Genomic DNA, 17,039 nt, shown 5'->3' on the forward strand with positions numbered 1-17,039 from the left:
TATGGAATGGCTTACTTCTTTTCTAAATGATTTGCAGCAATCTGGACCTGCGCTCTGGCACGGTTTCAGCATCACCTTAAAAGTGGTAGTCATTGCCACCATTGGCGGTATTATCATTGGTACGCTGCTCGCACTGATGCGTCTATCTTCGATTAAAATCCTAAATCTGATTGCTCAGGCCTATGTGAACCTATTCCGTTCCATCCCCCTGCTGTTGGTACTGATGTGGTTTTATTTTGCGGTTCCGTTTATCTATACCGCAATCACAGGCAAATATCTGACCATTGATACCGCCCTCGTTTCCAGTATTGTGGCGTTTATGCTGTTTGAAGCCGCCTATTTTTCTGAAATTGTACGTGCAGGTATTCAGTCGATTCCCAAAGGTCAGGCAGCAGCAGCAGCAGCATTGGGCATGAGTTATGGTCAATCTATGCGGCTGATTATTCTTCCTCAAGCTTTTCGGAAAATGACCCCGTTGCTGCTTCAACAGACCATTATTCTATTTCAGGATTCTACCATGGTGTATGCCATTGGTTTGCTGGACTTTTTCAGAACAAACTATGTCCGTGGAGACTTAATGGCCTTGCTGACCCAATATATTTTATTTGCAGGGTTGGTGTACTTTACCGTCAGTGCCATTGCGACATTCGCAGTTAAACGTTTACAAAGGAGGTTACGTGTATGAGCGACAATAAAGTAATGATAGACCTCCAAAATGTCAGTAAGTGGTATGAAAAATTTCAGGTACTGACTGATTGCTCTACTCAAATCCGTCAAGGTGAAGTGGTTGTGGTGTGTGGTCCGTCTGGTTCTGGAAAATCGACACTGATTAAAACAGTGAACGGTCTTGAGCCTTTTCAGCAAGGTAAAATTATTGTGGATGGCATCCCCATTCATGATCCTAAAACGGATATGACCAAATTACGCAGTCGTGTAGGCATGGTATTTCAGCACTTTGAACTGTTTCCGCATCTCAGCATTACCGAGAACCTGACCATTGCGCAAATCAAGGTGCTTGGCCGCTCAGAAGCAGAGGCAAATAAGAAAGGACTGGCCTATCTAGATCGAGTTGGCTTAAGCGAACAAGCTGCCAAATATCCAGCCCAACTTTCAGGCGGTCAGCAACAACGTGTCGCGATTGCCCGTGCCCTATGTATGGACCCCATTGCGATGTTATTTGATGAACCAACATCTGCACTTGACCCCGAAATGATCAATGAAGTGCTTGATGTGATGGTTGGACTTGCTAAAGAAGGCATGACCATGATGTGTGTCACCCATGAAATGGGCTTTGCTCGTCAGGTTGCCAATCGCATTATTTTCATGGATCAAGGGAAAATTGTGGAAGACTGTTCTAAGGATGAATTCTTTGGCACCCCACGTGGTGAACGTGCTCAACAGTTTCTTGATAAAATTTTGCACTGATATTTTTTTAAATACCAACCGCTAATAAAGCAGCCTCTTTGGGCTGCTTTATGCTGAAATAAGATCAAATGATTTATCTTCTGATCAATCACATCACTAGATGTATTTTCAATTCCGTAAATGAACCACAATATGATAAAGTGACTGCTGATTGAAATGGATATGATGACTTAGGAATAGATTGCTGCTAATGGATGACTTTCAAAAATTCTTAGAAACCACTGTTATCACTCAACAAGATTCAATCCAAGCATATGAATTAAGCACGGGTAAAGTCTGGCTAAAGAAAGCGTCTGAACGTCATGGGTTGTGGTTATATACTCCTTTAAAATGGTTAGCCAAAATATTTAACCTTGGTGCCATGATCCCTGTACCCAATCAAGGTGGGGCTGCTGCGATTCAATGTGAATATAAACGTATCCAACAACTCAAAACACTCGGGATTTCCACTCCAAATGTTTTAGCACTATCTGAAAAAGGGATTTTGTTAGAAGATATTAGTGCTCAACATCAAAGTAAAGTAAAACAACTTGATCAAGCCTTGACGAGTCGAAGAACAAAGCCCGAAGCACAATTTTTATTATTTACCCAAGCAATTCAAGCCATCCAAAATATCCATTCAAAAGAGGGGTATTTAAGTGAAGCATTTGCCCGTAATATTTTAGTCGATAAGCAGAATCAGTTTAGTTTTATTGATTTTGAAACAGACCCGCGAGATGTACTCAGCTTACATGATTGCTTTGTCCGTGATTGGATACTTTTTATTTTCTCCACAGCTTATCATTTTGAGTCAGAGCAATTAACCCAAGCAAGCCAAATTTTTCATAACGCTTTACAGACTGAACCACAAGTCTATAAAGATATCTGTAAAATCGGTAAACGTTTAAATTGGGTATTACGTCTTCATGTCAATAAAGTAGGTCATGATGGACAACGCATTCAAAAATGTGTGTTATTTCTACGCTATTTAAGAGATCACGCCGAATCCACAACGAGCTAAAAAAGGCTTTGTTTATTTTCTAGCATCAAATTTGGTGCTTATTTCATATAACTCTAGTTTCTTTGGTAATTTAACCAATACCGATAAACCACCCAAGTCAAGGCTTTTCGATAACGTCAAAACACCACCTAAACGTTGAGTCGCCTTATCGACTATCGAAAGCCCAAGACCACTCCCCACTTCTAAATGATGGTGGATACGATAAAAGCGTTTCAATACTTCATCGTATTTTTCTGGCTCAATCCCAGCACCACTGTCTTCGATTTGGATATAAGCAAAGTCATCCGTATCACTAAAAACCGAAATATTGATAATGCCTTGATTGGGCGTGTACTTAATCGCATTGTCGATCAAATTAAAAATAATCGAATGTACTGTTGATTCAAGACTCTGCATTTCAATCAATTCGTTGCGTACAAAACCTAAATCAATTTCTTTTTGCATCGCTAAATTGACCAATTGCTCAACACAATTTAAGGCCACATCATTAAGGCGAAATTGTGTATTCGGCTCAATCAAACTCAGAGCCACGTCTTGTTTCGCCAGTGCTAAAAGCTGTGTGACCAAATGTTGGATTCGCGCTAAACCTTTACTTAAATTTTGTAAGGCATCATGTTCAGGAAACTGCTTAATCAAAATTCGCGTTTGTAAATTCAATGCAGTTACAGGGGTTCTCAGCTCATGTGCAGCATCCGCAATAAATTGTTTCTGCTCAGTTTGAGCATGTTGAATCCGCTCAAATAAACGATTCATTTCTTCAATCGTCGGCATAAGCTCTTGAGGATAATGATCACTATTAATCGGTGCGAGTCCATCCGAATCACGCTGAGTCAGTTCTGTCTTAAAATCATCCAAAGGCTTTAAGTTCAAACTAATAATAAAAGCCAAAACCAAGATCGCAATCGGCAATAACAGCAAATATGGCATAAACATACTGCCCGCCAACTCCCACGCAAAGGTTTGGCGTACACTTTCACGTTGACTGACTTGAATCTGATAGTGTTTAAGCGGAATGATATAAACACGCCAGTTCCCTTGATTGGTCTGCTGGCGATAAAAACCTGCTTGTTTGACTGGCGGAAGCAATAACTGACTTGGATCAGATAAATGGTTGTGATCTTGATATGCCCAAATATCAACCAACAGCGCTTCTTTATGATAATAATAGGTTTCGTGCGATTCGATACGACTCGCCATACTTGGCACTGGGCGAGTTGCGGATTGCTCTGCCATATACTGCATTTGCGTATCTAAAATCTTATCGACTTCATGCAACGAAATTTTGTAGGCGGCTAAAATCAATACACAACCCAACAATAGACTGAAAATCGAGGTTCCCCAGATCAGTCTTTTCTTGAGCGAATAATGCTTAGCTTTTTTCATCACGTTTATGCTTGCCCCAAACGATAACCCAAGCCACGTATGGTGCGAATAAAATCTTTGCCCAGCTTGGCACGTAAATGATGTACATAAACCTCAATGGTATTACTGGTCACTTCACTATCAAAATCATATAACTTATCTTCAAGATTTACTTTAGAGAAGATTTTATTGGGATGTGTGACCATCGGGATTAGAATCGCCCATTCACGATTAGACAACTCGATTTGTTGCCCCTTAAAGGTCGCCAAATGTTGTTCCACATCGAGTACCAACTCACCACATTTGAGTAGCTGCGACTGATTTTTTAGCTGAGCCGTATCCGAATGCCCTCTCCGCAATAATGCATGAATCCTTGCCAGCAACTCATCGAACTCATAAGGTTTAACCAAATAATCATCTGCACCTTGATTTAAACCATCCACACGGTTTTGCAATTGATCTCGTGCTGAAATAATTAATACTGGGATCGAGGTACGCTGACGAAGTTGTTTAAGAATCTGCATCCCATCCATCAAAGGCAAACCTAAATCCAATAACACCAAATCAAAAGCATGTTTGCTTAACAAAGCCAAGCCATCTACGCCATTGTTGACCCACTCCACATCAAACTGATGATATTGCAATAGCGTCAAAGTAGACTCTGCAATCATAAAATCATCTTCTATCATCAAGATTTTGGTCATGATTTCATCTCACCTTATGGATTCAAACATGTATCTAACATGTCATTTTTAGGGTTAATTATCTTACTTTTAATATCCAACAAGCTCAGCATGGTTGGAAATAAATTATCTTGGCTAAGCTCATCTTTGGCTTGCTGAGCGAGACACTGTACTTGTTTTTTTGCGTGTTGTTTCCATGCGTCAGAAAACCACATCAACATCGGGATATGCGTTTGTTGGGTGGGTGCAATCGCATAAGGCGCACCATGTAGATACATACCGCTTTCACCCGTTGACTCACCATGATCTGATAAATACCATAAAGCTGTTTGATATTGCGTTGTATTTTTTAGTGTTTTAATTAAAACATCTAAAATATGATCGGTATAAAGCAAACTGTTGTCATAACTGTTAATCAATTGTTCTCGTGTACACCCTTGAATGGCATTGGTTTCACAGGTTGGGTTAAACACTTTAAATTGTGACGGAACACGTCTGTAATAGGCTGGCCCATGGCTGCCGATTTGATGGAGTACGATTAATCGCGGTCGCTTGTCCTTTTGATCAAGTTCAGCTAAATAAACACCAAGGCTATCAACGAGAATATCATCTAGACATTCACCCTCATTACACCACTTCTGTTGTAAAGATTCAGGGGTTTTAAACTGTTCAACACGATCACATGCCCCTTTACAGCCAGAATTATTATCAATCCAAGTGACTTGATAACCTGCACGCTTTGCTATATCCAATAAGCCTTCACGGTGACTCGCAAGCTGTTCATCATAGGCTTTTCTCGGCATGCCTGAAAACATACATGGAACGGAGACTGCGGTGGCTGTACCGCATGAACTGACTTGAGAAAAGTTTAGAATATCTTGCTTGGAGAGTTTTGGATTGGTCTCTTTTTCATAACCATTTAACGAAAGGCTTTCGGCGCGTGCAGTCTCACCCACGACCAACACCATCAATTTCGGCAATGTTGATGCACTCTTTGCCTGTATATTCGCGTCTTCACCATAGCTTAGCAATGCTAAATTCTGTTTCGGTGCTTTGTGCTTATAATACGATGCAACAGATGCGATCAGATTTTGTGGTGAAATCATTTCTTTCAAATCACGATTTTCACGAAAGATCGCTGAAAAATCGACATAAAAGATAAACAGTAAACCCGTAATCAATAGCAACGAAAGCACAAGAGAAACTGCTTTTTTCCAGATGTGTTGAAGAAACGATTCTGACTTCAATGTCACGGACAAAATCACAATAGTGGGCAATACCACCATGCCTAAGCCCCATATCACCAAATCCCAAGACCATATATCACGTACTTCTGCGATATCGGTTTGCATCAAATTCTGGATTTGGTCTGGCGTGATCAACACCCCTAAGCTCGTCACTACATAGGAGGAAAAGCCACCCATCACCACCAATACAATCGCAAGCGGCTTAGCCGTCCATGTCCAACTGAAAATCTGCAAAATAAAGTAATATGCGGCTGCAACCACAATCACCGATGCAGTGATGAACAATCCTGACTTGATCCCAGTATATGGCGTTAGTGCCTGTATTTTTTCGTAGAATACAATATTCAAAAAAACACCTAACCAAATTGCAAGCATCAGATTGAATGCAAATAGTGAGATAGTCTTGGTCTTGATTTCCTGTGGCGGCATCACATTGTAAAATTCGATTTCTGAGCTGTTTAAATATAATTTAAGAAACTTAAAAATGACTTAAAGCTCTCTACGAAACTGGTGGCTATTCATATAAAAAAAGTCGAGGTTAACGTTAACCTCGACTTTTTATAACTTAAGTTTTGATCAATTTTAGAAGCTGTATTTAGCCATCAAGCCAACACGATTATCTTTATAAGACTTGCCATCAAAAGTTTCACGTTTACCATTGATATACTCTACCCCCATATCAATTGGTTTTACTGGCGTATAGATAAAGTTGATCCAAGCTTGTTGGACTTTTTCATTGGCTGTAACATTCGCTTTGGCATAGTCAGTACCATCATCAGCGAAGTGAGCACCGTATGCTAAAGTCGAACGCAAGTTCGGTAAAATCTTATAGGTTCCACCTACCTGCACTGCGATTACTTCATTCTGCTCAATATCATTATTCACTACTGTATAAGCAGTGTTGCTACCATATAGATAACTACTATTACCCACGACATAAGAGGCATCAGCAAAAAGCTTCAACGGGTCAGCAACTTTAAAGTCAGTACCTACAGCAATCCCCCAACCGGTTTTATCATCACCCGCATTTTCTGATTTATAGTTTTCAACTAAAGCCCGCGCTGAAGCCGAACCTTTACCTTCCGCATAAGCTTGCGTCACTTTAGCAGTCAGCACAGGTAATCTATACTTAACTTTATCATCAGTTGCTGAGCTATCGCCTTCTTCTGCTGAAACAAGTAATTGTGTAGTCGGGCTCAATTTGTAGTTATAACGTACTTGCGGAAGACGCTTTGTACCACCACCAATGTTGGTGGAGAAGTCAATCATTTCAGGTGCGTGGCTCGATAAGAAGTTAGAAGTCGTTTGACCAAAAAGCCAGTTGTTATAAGTTAAGTATGCATGGCGGATACGTAATGCTTCATTGGTGCCCGCGAAGTCTACTTCAACCTTCCCCCCAACCTTCGCATCACCCACTGGCGTGGTAAAATCTAAACCAAGGCGCGTCGTTTTCGCTGTGGCTCGTAATTTATCTTTTGTTTCACCAGTTGACTTACTTACAGCGTTAAAATCATCGTCAGCACCTTCAATAATATAGTTCGCGTCCCCGCGAACGAAACCATACAGGCTCACATCAGCACCTGTTTTAGATTTTAACGAAGCTAATGGGGAAACAGGTGCATTTACTTGAGGCCGTGTTTTAACTTCAGTTAACTGTACTTGCTGTTGTTGCTGTACTTGTCGTTGTTCTTGAACTAAAGCTTTTAGAGCTTCAACTTCTTGACGAAGCTTTTGAATTTCTTCTTTATCTGAAGCTGCCGCATGTGCCCCACTCATCATCAAAGCCGTAACTGTAAGCGCTAAGCCTTTAATTAAAAATGATTTACCATTAAAAAATAGTTCCATCAAAAACTCCTAATCTATATTTTATATTGCCTATCCATGCTAAGTTGATCTGCACTATTCCTAAGAACCGAAAAACCAACTGTCTTCCAAAGTATTGAGTTGCATGGATTTGGTTACTAAGTTTCTACCCTTACTTCTTTGAGTAACAAATCCTACACAGCACCTTTATCTTACAGAACGATTAAAAAATTATTTCATTATTCTTATTTAGACTTTAGGCTAATACCCAAGGGCGATGAGGTCTTGTAAATTTACTTAGATATTCACATGATTTTTCTTATTATTGCCAGACAACTCCTTTTGATTTTTTATTCCTAATTCATATAAGTTATGTGTAGGGTCTGTTGACATTTCACAGATGCTTGCGACAGTGGACATTTTTTAGATGGTACAAGGCATGTTTTTCGAAATTTAGTCATTCTAAATGAGAAAGACATAACGTAGTAACAGCAAAAAATGTCCCTGTCCCATAGGGTTATGGCTAAAACATACACTTCACAGCATGCTTAAAAAGCATATTCAAAATATTGAAATGAGTTACCTTTGATATTTAAAATTCTTATTTCAAATACTTATGATTATTTTTATGTGAAACTATTTTTTTCCACAAGTAAATCGGCATTAATGTAAATACACCAACAATCACAATAATAATCAAATAATGATAATAACCAAATAAATCCCCCAGCACACCACTGACCATGTACAGTGAACCGCTTACTGTCGCCATAATCGACACCTGAAAAGTAAAATCTGTTCCTGCAAATGCTTTGCGACTGTATTGCATAATCAAAGTCAACATCACCACCAGCAGCATTGCAGAACAGGCATCTTCAAATGCATTGACTGCATATAACCACACAGGGCTAAGCTGATATTGCTGTTCATAGGCAAATGCTAAAAACACATAACCGATTAAACTACTGATTTTTAAAACTGAGAAAAAAATCAAGGCTGAGGGTCTGGAAACAGATCTAAGTAATACACCTGCAAGCCCTGCTCCGATGAGTGCCGCAACAGCACCAAACATGGTGATGTAAACCCCAATCTGCGAAAAGCTTAAACCCATATCAACCATTAAGGGTTTTAATAATGGCCCAGATAAACCATCTGCAACTTTAAAGCTCACTAAAATAATCAACCATGCTTTTAACTCTGCGGATGATTTAAAATAATTCAAATAGTTTTTAATGGCTTGAATACCGGAAGTGGCAACTGCATCAGGGTTATTTTGTTTGCTGGAATGTATTGGTTCTTGAAAAAACAAAACAGGCAGCGTATTCAAAAAAACCAATCCAGCCAATGTCAAAAAAGTCGCTTGCCAGTGTAGCCAGTCTAAGCCCCAAAGCACGGCCCCACCACCCACAATAAAACCAAGTCGCGAACCGATCACTTGAAAAGTGTTGCCCCAATGTTGCTGATCACTTTTTAGTAAATTTACAGCCAACGCATCTGTTGCAATATCTTGGGTTGCACCCGTTAGATTCATTAGAAAGAGTAATGCAAAGAAAATGAGTAAATAACTCGGTTGATCCAAGCTTTGGATCGGGAAAAATGAAAGGATAATTAGGATAATCACACTGCATAATTGCGTTGGAATGATCCAACTGCGGTACTGCCCTAAGCGCGACAATCCGATTCGATCAACAAAGGGTGCCCAAAAAATTTTAATCGCCCAAGGCAACATCAACAGACCAAAACCGCCAATATGTGCCAATGACACCCCTTGTGCTCTTAAAATCACAGGCAAAGCATGCGTCATAAAGCCAACAGGTAATCCCTGTGCCCAATATAAAGAAAATAACAGGACATAAACCTGCCGCATATTCGGCATTATTTGCATTCCTTTAGAGTTCAATCAGCGCGCCTAAGTATCTAATTCTTCCAGCATAGTGACAATAAAATCTTATTTTTTGCCAATGCAGCCGATTTAATCAGCGTTTAACATAAAATAAGTTGTCATTATATATCTTCATTTATGCCACAACATTTTCCTGATTTACCGCCACTCGTTCCACAACGCGGAACCGCGTCTAGTCGCGCTTTATGTAAAAAACTTTTTCTTCGCCAAGGCTGGAAGATCATAGGCGAAATCCCCAATCTACCCAAAGCCGTTGCAATTATCTCACCACATACCTCGAATATTGATGGATGGTATGGTTTTCTAGCCATCGGCGGTCTAGGTTTAAAAGTCACTGTTTTAGGCAAAGATACTTTATTTAAACCGCCCTTTAAAGCTTTTCTCAAATGGGCTGGACTAGTGCCTGTACATCGTGACACTGCCCACGGTCTGACCGAACAAGTGGTTGCGACCATTCAACAATACGACAGAATATGGGTCGGGATGGCGCCAGAAGGTACACGAAAAAAAGCGGAGAAAATGAAAAGTGGTTTTTATCATATTGCACATGCAGCTGGTATCCCGATCGTCATGTTTGCCTTTGATTATGATCACAAAACTATTTATAGCTTAGGTGCTTTCACACCAACAGGACATTATCAGCAAGATCTTGAGCAGATCATGCAACACTATGTAGGTCACTTCTCTCCAAAGAATCCAGAATGGCTGGCCGAGCCATTACAAAAACTTGTGAAAAAAAACTAGAAAAAAAAGGGCAAATCTGATCTGATGTGCCCTTCTCATTGGTTAATTTATCTACACTCGATATGAATATTGCTCGACTGTCTTGTTTGGCACTTGTTAGCTTCACATTATTTGGCTGTGATCCCACTGCAAAAAAAACTGTCCCTACTCCAACGATTCAAGCGCGTGAGCCTGTTATTGCGATCGCTTTGGGTGGCGGTGGTGCGAAAGGCTTTGCCCATATAGGTGTAATTAAAGTACTGGAGTCACATGGGATTAAACCCAAAATTGTGACGGGAACCAGTGCAGGTAGCTTTGTTGGCAGTATTTATGCCAGCGGGCAAACCCCTTATCAAATGCAAAATCTTGCACTTAAACTACAAGAATCTGATATTCGTGACTTAACCCTTAATAGCCAAGGATTCGTTCTGGGTCAGAAGCTACAGAATTACGTCAACACACAAATTGGCAATAAACCGATAGAGAAGTTTCCAATCCGCTTTGCTGCTGTTGCAACACGCTTAGATAATGGTAAAAAAGCCGAGTTTATCAAAGGCAATGCAGGTCAAGCAGTTCGTGCATCTTGTAGCATTCCAAACGTATTTGTACCTGCACTCATCGGGAATACGAAATATGTTGACGGTGGTTTAGTCAGTCCAATCCCTGTTAAAACAGCAAAAGATATGGGTGCTGATATCGTGATTGCAGTCGATATTTCTGCTCGCCCAACGGGTGATAAGCCTTTGAGCATGTGGGGGCTGTTAGATCAGACCATTAATATTATGGGGCAACACAGTATTAATGAAGAACTCAGACAAGCGACTGTGGTCATTCAACCCAAAGTAGGACATTTAGGCGTGCTTGATCTCAAATCGAGTAATCAAGCCATCCTAGAAGGCGAGAAAGCCGCTCAAGCGAAGATTGTTGCCATTCAAAATGCAATCACTGCTTTTAAGAAGTCACCTGCTGCATTAAAGCCTGCTCCAGCGCCTAAATTCTAAAAAAACAATCTTTTTATATTCATAAAGATAATGATCTGCTAGAGTATTGGAGGTGAATATTTATTCACCTCCAATACTTTAATAATGCGAGCAAATCTATGGAGTTTGTAGTTGAACCTTGGCACTGGTTTGTATTAGGGATTTTACTGATTCTTTCAGAATTGATCATACCTGCATTCGCCGCTTTATGGTTCGGCATCGCAGCAGTCATGGTCTGCATTTTATTGTGGCTTTTCCCGATGATGGGCTTTCCAACGCAGGTCATTACTTGGGGCATTTTATCTATTTTATGTACCATTCTTTGGTTCAAATTTATCAAGCCACTTTCAATAGATAAAACCAAAGCAGGACTATCTCGTGAAGCGACTATCGGGCAAGTTGGGATGGTCATCCAAACTGGGCTTGAGCACGAACAAATTTTAGTCCGCTTTTCACTCCCTGTATTGGGTTCTGATGAATGGCATTGTCGCTGTACAACGCCAGTCAAAGTGGGTGATCGCGTTCGAGTAATTGATATTTTGGGCAATGATTTAGTCGTCCAACCACACTGCATTTCATAAACAAAAAAGAGGGTTTCAAATGTCTGTCGGTACTATAGTTGTCATTGCGTTTTTAGCATTTGTTGCGACAACCATTTTCAAAGGGGTACGTCTCGTTCCTCAAGGTTACAAATGGATTGTTCAACGATTGGGTAAATACCATACCACTTTACGTCCTGGTCTAAATTTCGTTATTCCTTATATTGACGAAGTCGCTTATAAAATCACCACCAAAGATATTGTTTTGGATATTCCGTCGCAAGAAGTGATTACTCGTGACAATGCTGTTTTAGTAATGAATGCTGTGGCATATATCAATATTACAACACCTGAAAAAGCAGTCTATGGTATTGAGAACTATACTTGGGCGATTCAGAACATGGTTCAAACTTCTCTTCGTTCAATCGCTGGTGAAATGGCCTTAGATGATGCTTTGTCTTCTCGTGATCAGATCAAGGCAAAACTTAAAGCAGCCATTTCTGATGATATTGCAGATTGGGGAATTACCCTTAAAACTGTTGAGATCCAAGATATTCAACCATCACATACCATGCAATCTGCAATGGAAGCTCAAGCGGCTGCTGAACGTCAACGTCGTGCAACCGTAACCAAAGCTGATGGTGAGAAACAAGCGGCGATCTTAGAAGCAGACGGTCGTTTAGAAGCATCTCGTCGTGATGCAGAAGCACAAGTTGTTCTTGCTGAAGCATCAAAACGTGCCATTGAAATGGTAACAAGTGCTGTTGGTGACAAAGAAACGCCTGTTGCTTACTTGCTTGGTGAACAATATGTGAAAGCAATGCAAGAGTTAGCTAAATCAAGCAATGCCAAAACTGTGGTATTGCCTGCTGACGTCTTGAATACGATTCGTGGATTGATGGGTAAACACTAAACTGTCTCTACCGATATCCCAAAAAACAGCCTACGGGCTGTTTTTTTATTGGGCCTTCAAACGTTTTTGATCTTTGAGTGGAAGCTTTTTCACGACGAGCGTATAAGAATCATGAATCAAATCGGTTAGTAAGTCGTAGCTGAGTAAATCGTTTGCAACAATAGAAATCCAGTGTTTTTTATTCATGTGATAGCCAAGTTTAATAAAAGAATATAATTCTTGGTATTCTAGAATTTTATATGGATCACATTTTACATTAACCATTTTGACACCATTCACCTCGGCCGTGAGCAAGAAGATTTTACCTAAAATCTTAAAAACTTCATAATCAGGTCCGAAAGGCTGGGTATGCTGAGCAAAAGGAAGTTGTGCTGCAATCTCTAGTGCCTCTTGATGTAACTGCTCTCCATTCATGAGATGCTCCTCGATGAATTTATCCCAATCGGCAAGATCATTAAAATGACAAAAAATTAGCTTTTTCGTGCAAGCAGGAAATGTGAAATCTCCAACAACTCCCGAGCTTGATCACCAAAGTGTGCTAAGGCCTCAAAAGCTTGAGCATGCAAAGTTTGAGCATAAGCTTGGGCTTGTTCTAATCCCATAAGCGCAGGATAAGTCGATTTTTGAACCTGCTCATCTTTACCCGCCGTTTTACCTAAAGTTTCTGTGCTCGCGGTAATATCCAAAATATCGTCTTGCACTTGGAAAGCCAAACCAATGGCCTGTCCAAACTGACGTAATTTAGGAATCGCCTGATCCGTCCCTGCAAAAATCGTCACTGCACCCATCATAATTGCAGCTTGAATCAACGCCCCTGTTTTATTGCGATGAATATTTTCCAATTCAGCTTGATCGACCATTCGAGCTTCAGCTTGGATATCTAAAACCTGTCCGCAAACCATTTTTGAGCTGGCTGTTGCTAAAATCTGAACTTGTTTAAGCACAATTGCGGCATCTGTTCCCTGCCCTTGCTCATCGAACAAACGACTACCCAAAATCTCAAATGCCATCGACTGCAAAATATCCCCTGCGAGTAAAGCAGTATCTTCGCCAAAAGCGACATGACAGGTTGGTTGTCCACGGCGCAATAAATCATTATCCATACATGGCAAATCATCGTGTGCCAATGAATAGCAATGAATCAGTTCCACTGCAACAGCCGCACGACGAGCAGCGGCAAAATTAGGGCTGGGTTGTAATGAAGCAGTTGCATAGCACAAAGCAGGACGAACACGCTTTCCACCCAACATCACGGTGTGGTGAACTGCTGCTTTTAAAGGTTCTGGAATTGAAAACGCAGCCAATGCGGTCAATAAATCTTGTTGAATACGTTGTTGAGCTTGTTTTAAAACATCCGCATTAACTTGAGAAATAGATGACACAATTGCCTCGGGAAATCTGAATGGAAGAATAAAATGACAAGACACTTTAGCCTGTCAGAATGGCGATATCATAACATTATTTATGATCCTAAATTGTGTTTGAATTTTTAATCAAATCAAAATAATAAAGTCCCCGAAAATGGAGACTTTATCTAACATCACGCAATGAATTTAGAACGTATCACCAGGTACACGTACCCAACCTTCCATTAACACACGCGCACTACGGCTCATAATGGCTTTTTTCACAGCCCATTTTCCATTGATAAATTCAGCCTGAGCGCCAACACGAAGCGTGCCTGATGGATGGCCAAAGCGAACCGCTTCTCGCTCAGTACCACCAGCAGCCAAATTGACCAAAGTACCTGGAATCGCAGCCGCAGTACCAATTGCAACAGCCGCAGTTCCCATCATGGCATGATGTAATTTACCCATAGAAAGCGCACGAACCAGTAAATCAACGTCAGCTGCTTCAACAGTTTTACCGCTTGAAGATGGATATGTTTTAGGTTGAGAGACGAAAGCAATCTTCGGGGTGTGCTGACGTGATGCAGCTTCAGAAATATCTTTAAATAGTCCCATTTGAACTGCACCATAAGCACGAATCTTTTCAAAACGAGCCAATGCAGCGGCATCTCCATTGATATGATCTTGCAACTCTGTACCTTGATAACCAATATCTTCTGCGTTCAGAAATATCGTTGGAATACCGGCATTAATAAAAGTTGCTTGGAAAGTCCCAACCTCAGGAACAACGAGTTGATCAACGACATTTCCAGTAGGGAACATATCGCCTCCCTCCTCACCATCATCAGCAGGGTCTAAAAATTCAATTTGAACCTCTGCTGCGGGAAATGTCACGCCATCCAGCTCGAAACCACCTGTTTCCTGCACTTGACCATTGGTGATAGGTACATGCGCAATAATGGTCTTTTGGATATTCTTCTGCCAAATACGTACCGTACATATCCCATTTTCAGGAATACGATCTGCTTCGACCAAACCATTTGAAATCGCAAATGAACCCACAGCAGCAGTGAGATTGCCACAGTTACCACTCCAATCTACAAAAGGTTGATCAATGGAGACTTGTCCAAATAAATAATCTACATCATGGTTTGGTTCTGAACTTTTCGCCAAAATCACGGTTTTACTGGTACTCGAAGTTGCTCCACCCATCCCATCAATTTGTTTGCCATATGGATCTGGGCTACCAATAACACGTAAAAGCAGTAAATCACGTGCTTTACCAGCGACTTGTGCCGCTTCTGGTAAATCATCCAATTTGAAAAACACACCTTTGCTTGTACCACCACGCATATAGGTTGCTGGGACTTTAATCTGTGGAACTGAACTCATGTTAATTTCATCCTTTTATCATGTTCTTGGTACAAAATGTTGCATCTAAAATTACGGTATAGCGATATACCCTATTTTTCTAAGTCTAAGGTCAGGGTTAAAATCTACTCTGTATATTCTGCATATTGAGATGATTTAACAATGGCAACAAAATAAAAAAATGTGATCTAAACAGCAAAACAGTGTTTTGGTTGCTCAAATATTCTTCTCCCACCATTTTACCGTCAATTCAAATATATGATTTTAAAATATTTTTCCAAACTACTTTCCAGTCATAGCCTTCCTGTACTTTTACTAGGCGAAAATCTTTCAATCTATTAGAATAATCCACTTATTCCTCGTCGAGCTCAGTCCTTTGAACAACGATTCCTCTCAACTTCAGCGTGGACTAAAAAACCGTCATATCCAACTCATCGCAATGGGTGGGGCAATTGGTACGGGGTTATTTTTAGGTTCTGCACAAGTGATCCAGTCTGCTGGACCATCTATTATTTTAGGTTATGCGATTGGCGGTTTGATTGCTTTTCTAATCATGCGTCAACTCGGTGAAATGATCGTCGAAGAACCCGTTGCAGGTTCATTTAGTCATTTTGCATATCAATATTGGGGTAAATTTCCAGGCTTTTTGTCTGGTTGGAACTATTGGGTCCTTTATATTTTAGTTGCCATGGCGGAACTCACCGCTGTCGCAAAATACATTAGTTACTGGTGGCCTCATATTCCTGCTTGGGCTTCAGTCTTATTTTTCTTTGTGGTCATCACCGCGGTCAACTTAACCAATGTTAAATTCTACGGCGAGTCAGAATTTTGGTTAGCAATCATCAAAGTCACCGCAGTAATCGCGATGATTCTTTTTGGTTTGTTCTTGATTGCGACTGCTGATGCAAATTCAACTGCGTCATTTAGTAATCTTTGGACCCATGGCGGCTTCTTCCCAAATGGTTTTGAAGGCTTATTCTTCATGTTGGCTTTCCTGATGTTCGCTTTTGGTGGTATTGAACTAATCGGAATGGCGGCGGCTGAAGCGAAAGATCCAAAGAAAACGATTCCGAAAGCCATTAACCAAGTCGTGTTTCGTATCCTGATTTTCTATATCGGTTCATTAACGATTTTACTATCGCTTGTGCCGTGGAATCAGCTCGACTTAGGTGGTTTGGATAAAAGCCCATTTGTAATGATTTTTAGTCAGATGGGGATCGGCTGGGCTGCTCATTTATTGAATTTTATTATTTTAACCGCTGCACTCTCAGTTTATAACAGTGGTATGTATGCCAATAGCCGTATGTTGTTTGGTTTAGCTCAACAAGGTAATGCACCGAAGGTCTTTGCCAAAACCAACAAACAAGGCGTACCAATCCCTGCTGTTTTACTCTCTGCGTTATTGATCTTTGGCTGCGTACTCTTGAACTACTTTGTGCCAGAAGAAGCACTTGGTCATTTGATGTATGTGGTTGTCGGTGCTTTAGTTCTAAACTGGGCAATGATCAGCTTAACGCACTTGAAGTTTAAGGCGATGGTAAAACAGAAAGACCTAAAAACCAGCTTCCCTGCGCTTTGGTCACCTTTTAGTAACTATCTAGTATTAGCATTTATTGCTGTAGTTCTCTATATCATGTGGCAGCAAGGCTTTAAAGAGTCTGTGTTGATGATCCCAATCTGGATTGTATTGATGTTTGTTCTTTATAAAGCACTAAATCTTAAAGACAAATAAGGCAATTGG

At 40.5% G+C, this 17,039-nt stretch carries 16 protein-coding genes; 8 read left to right on the plus strand and 8 right to left on the minus strand.

Annotated elements, in window-relative coordinates:
* Position 1: 1 nt before the first annotated feature.
* The 3 genes from F991_RS04505 (at position 2) to F991_RS04515 (ending at position 2,425) form a co-directional block, all read left to right on the plus strand.
* Positions 2-685, plus strand: a complete 684-nt coding sequence (locus tag F991_RS04505; RefSeq protein ID WP_004669291.1) for an ABC transporter permease subunit — start codon at positions 2-4, stop codon at positions 683-685.
* A gap of 14 nt (positions 686-699) precedes the next feature.
* On the plus strand, positions 700-1,425 hold the full coding sequence (locus tag F991_RS04510; protein WP_171063413.1) for an amino acid ABC transporter ATP-binding protein: 726 nt from the start codon (positions 700-702) through the stop codon (positions 1,423-1,425).
* 190 nt (positions 1,426-1,615) lie between these two features.
* On the plus strand, positions 1,616-2,425 hold the full coding sequence (locus tag F991_RS04515; RefSeq protein ID WP_004669296.1) for an RIO2 family protein: 810 nt from the start codon (positions 1,616-1,618) through the stop codon (positions 2,423-2,425).
* A gap of 12 nt (positions 2,426-2,437) precedes the next feature.
* Here the strand turns inward: F991_RS04515 and F991_RS04520 are convergent, their stop codons facing one another.
* The 5 genes from F991_RS04520 to F991_RS04540 form a co-directional block, all read right to left on the minus strand.
* Entirely contained in the window at positions 2,438-3,808 is a 1,371-nt protein-coding gene (locus tag F991_RS04520; protein WP_004669298.1) for an ATP-binding protein, read from the minus strand.
* A 5-nt stretch (positions 3,809-3,813) separates the two neighbouring features.
* A complete protein-coding gene (locus tag F991_RS04525) occupies positions 3,814-4,491 on the minus strand; it encodes a DNA-binding response regulator PmrA (RefSeq protein WP_004669301.1) in 678 nt (225 codons plus the stop codon).
* Positions 4,492-4,505: 14 nt separating this feature from the next.
* On the minus strand, positions 4,506-6,146 hold the full coding sequence (locus tag F991_RS04530; protein ID WP_004669303.1) for a phosphoethanolamine transferase: 1,641 nt from the start codon (positions 6,144-6,146) through the stop codon (positions 4,506-4,508).
* Positions 6,147-6,299: 153 nt separating this feature from the next.
* Positions 6,300-7,562 carry a DcaP family trimeric outer membrane transporter gene (locus F991_RS04535; protein ID WP_004669305.1) on the minus strand — a complete coding sequence of 421 codons (1,263 nt, stop codon included), beginning with the start codon at positions 7,560-7,562 and terminating at the stop codon, positions 6,300-6,302.
* A gap of 559 nt (positions 7,563-8,121) precedes the next feature.
* Positions 8,122-9,396 carry an MFS transporter gene (locus F991_RS04540; RefSeq protein ID WP_004669308.1) on the minus strand — a complete coding sequence of 425 codons (1,275 nt, stop codon included), beginning with the start codon at positions 9,394-9,396 and terminating at the stop codon, positions 8,122-8,124.
* Positions 9,397-9,540: 144 nt separating this feature from the next.
* On the opposite strand from F991_RS04540, the gene F991_RS04545 reads away from it, so the two are divergent.
* The 4 genes from F991_RS04545 to F991_RS04560 all read left to right on the plus strand — a co-directional run bounded on the left by F991_RS04545 (position 9,541) and on the right by F991_RS04560 (position 12,578).
* Positions 9,541-10,167, plus strand: coding sequence for a 1-acyl-sn-glycerol-3-phosphate acyltransferase (locus F991_RS04545; protein WP_004669310.1), 627 nt, complete (start codon positions 9,541-9,543; stop codon positions 10,165-10,167).
* Positions 10,168-10,229: 62 nt separating this feature from the next.
* Positions 10,230-11,147, plus strand: coding sequence for a patatin-like phospholipase family protein (locus F991_RS04550; RefSeq protein WP_004669311.1), 918 nt, complete (start codon positions 10,230-10,232; stop codon positions 11,145-11,147).
* 98 nt (positions 11,148-11,245) lie between these two features.
* Positions 11,246-11,707, plus strand: a complete 462-nt coding sequence (locus F991_RS04555) for an NfeD family protein (protein WP_004669312.1) — start codon at positions 11,246-11,248, stop codon at positions 11,705-11,707.
* 19 nt (positions 11,708-11,726) lie between these two features.
* Positions 11,727-12,578 carry an SPFH domain-containing protein gene (locus F991_RS04560; RefSeq protein WP_004669314.1) on the plus strand — a complete coding sequence of 284 codons (852 nt, stop codon included), beginning with the start codon at positions 11,727-11,729 and terminating at the stop codon, positions 12,576-12,578.
* Positions 12,579-12,623: 45 nt separating this feature from the next.
* Here the strand turns inward: F991_RS04560 and F991_RS04565 are convergent, their stop codons facing one another.
* The 3 genes from F991_RS04565 to prpF form a co-directional block, all read right to left on the minus strand.
* On the minus strand, positions 12,624-12,992 hold the full coding sequence (locus F991_RS04565; protein ID WP_004669316.1) for an MmcQ/YjbR family DNA-binding protein: 369 nt from the start codon (positions 12,990-12,992) through the stop codon (positions 12,624-12,626).
* 56 nt (positions 12,993-13,048) lie between these two features.
* Positions 13,049-13,960: a polyprenyl synthetase family protein gene (locus F991_RS04570; RefSeq protein WP_004669318.1), complete on the minus strand. Its 912-nt coding sequence runs from the start codon at positions 13,958-13,960 to the stop codon at positions 13,049-13,051.
* A gap of 171 nt (positions 13,961-14,131) precedes the next feature.
* Positions 14,132-15,319: a 2-methylaconitate cis-trans isomerase PrpF gene (prpF, locus tag F991_RS04575; RefSeq protein ID WP_004669320.1), complete on the minus strand. Its 1,188-nt coding sequence runs from the start codon at positions 15,317-15,319 to the stop codon at positions 14,132-14,134.
* A gap of 355 nt (positions 15,320-15,674) precedes the next feature.
* On the opposite strand from prpF, the gene F991_RS04580 reads away from it, so the two are divergent.
* Complete coding sequence (locus tag F991_RS04580) at positions 15,675-17,030, plus strand: amino acid permease (RefSeq protein ID WP_004669322.1); 1,356 nt, start codon at positions 15,675-15,677, stop codon at positions 17,028-17,030.
* Positions 17,031-17,039: the final 9 nt, after the last annotated feature.

The organism is Acinetobacter sp. CIP-A165 (assembly GCF_000367985.1).
In the GTDB taxonomy this organism is placed as follows: Bacteria; Pseudomonadota; Gammaproteobacteria; order Pseudomonadales; family Moraxellaceae; genus Acinetobacter.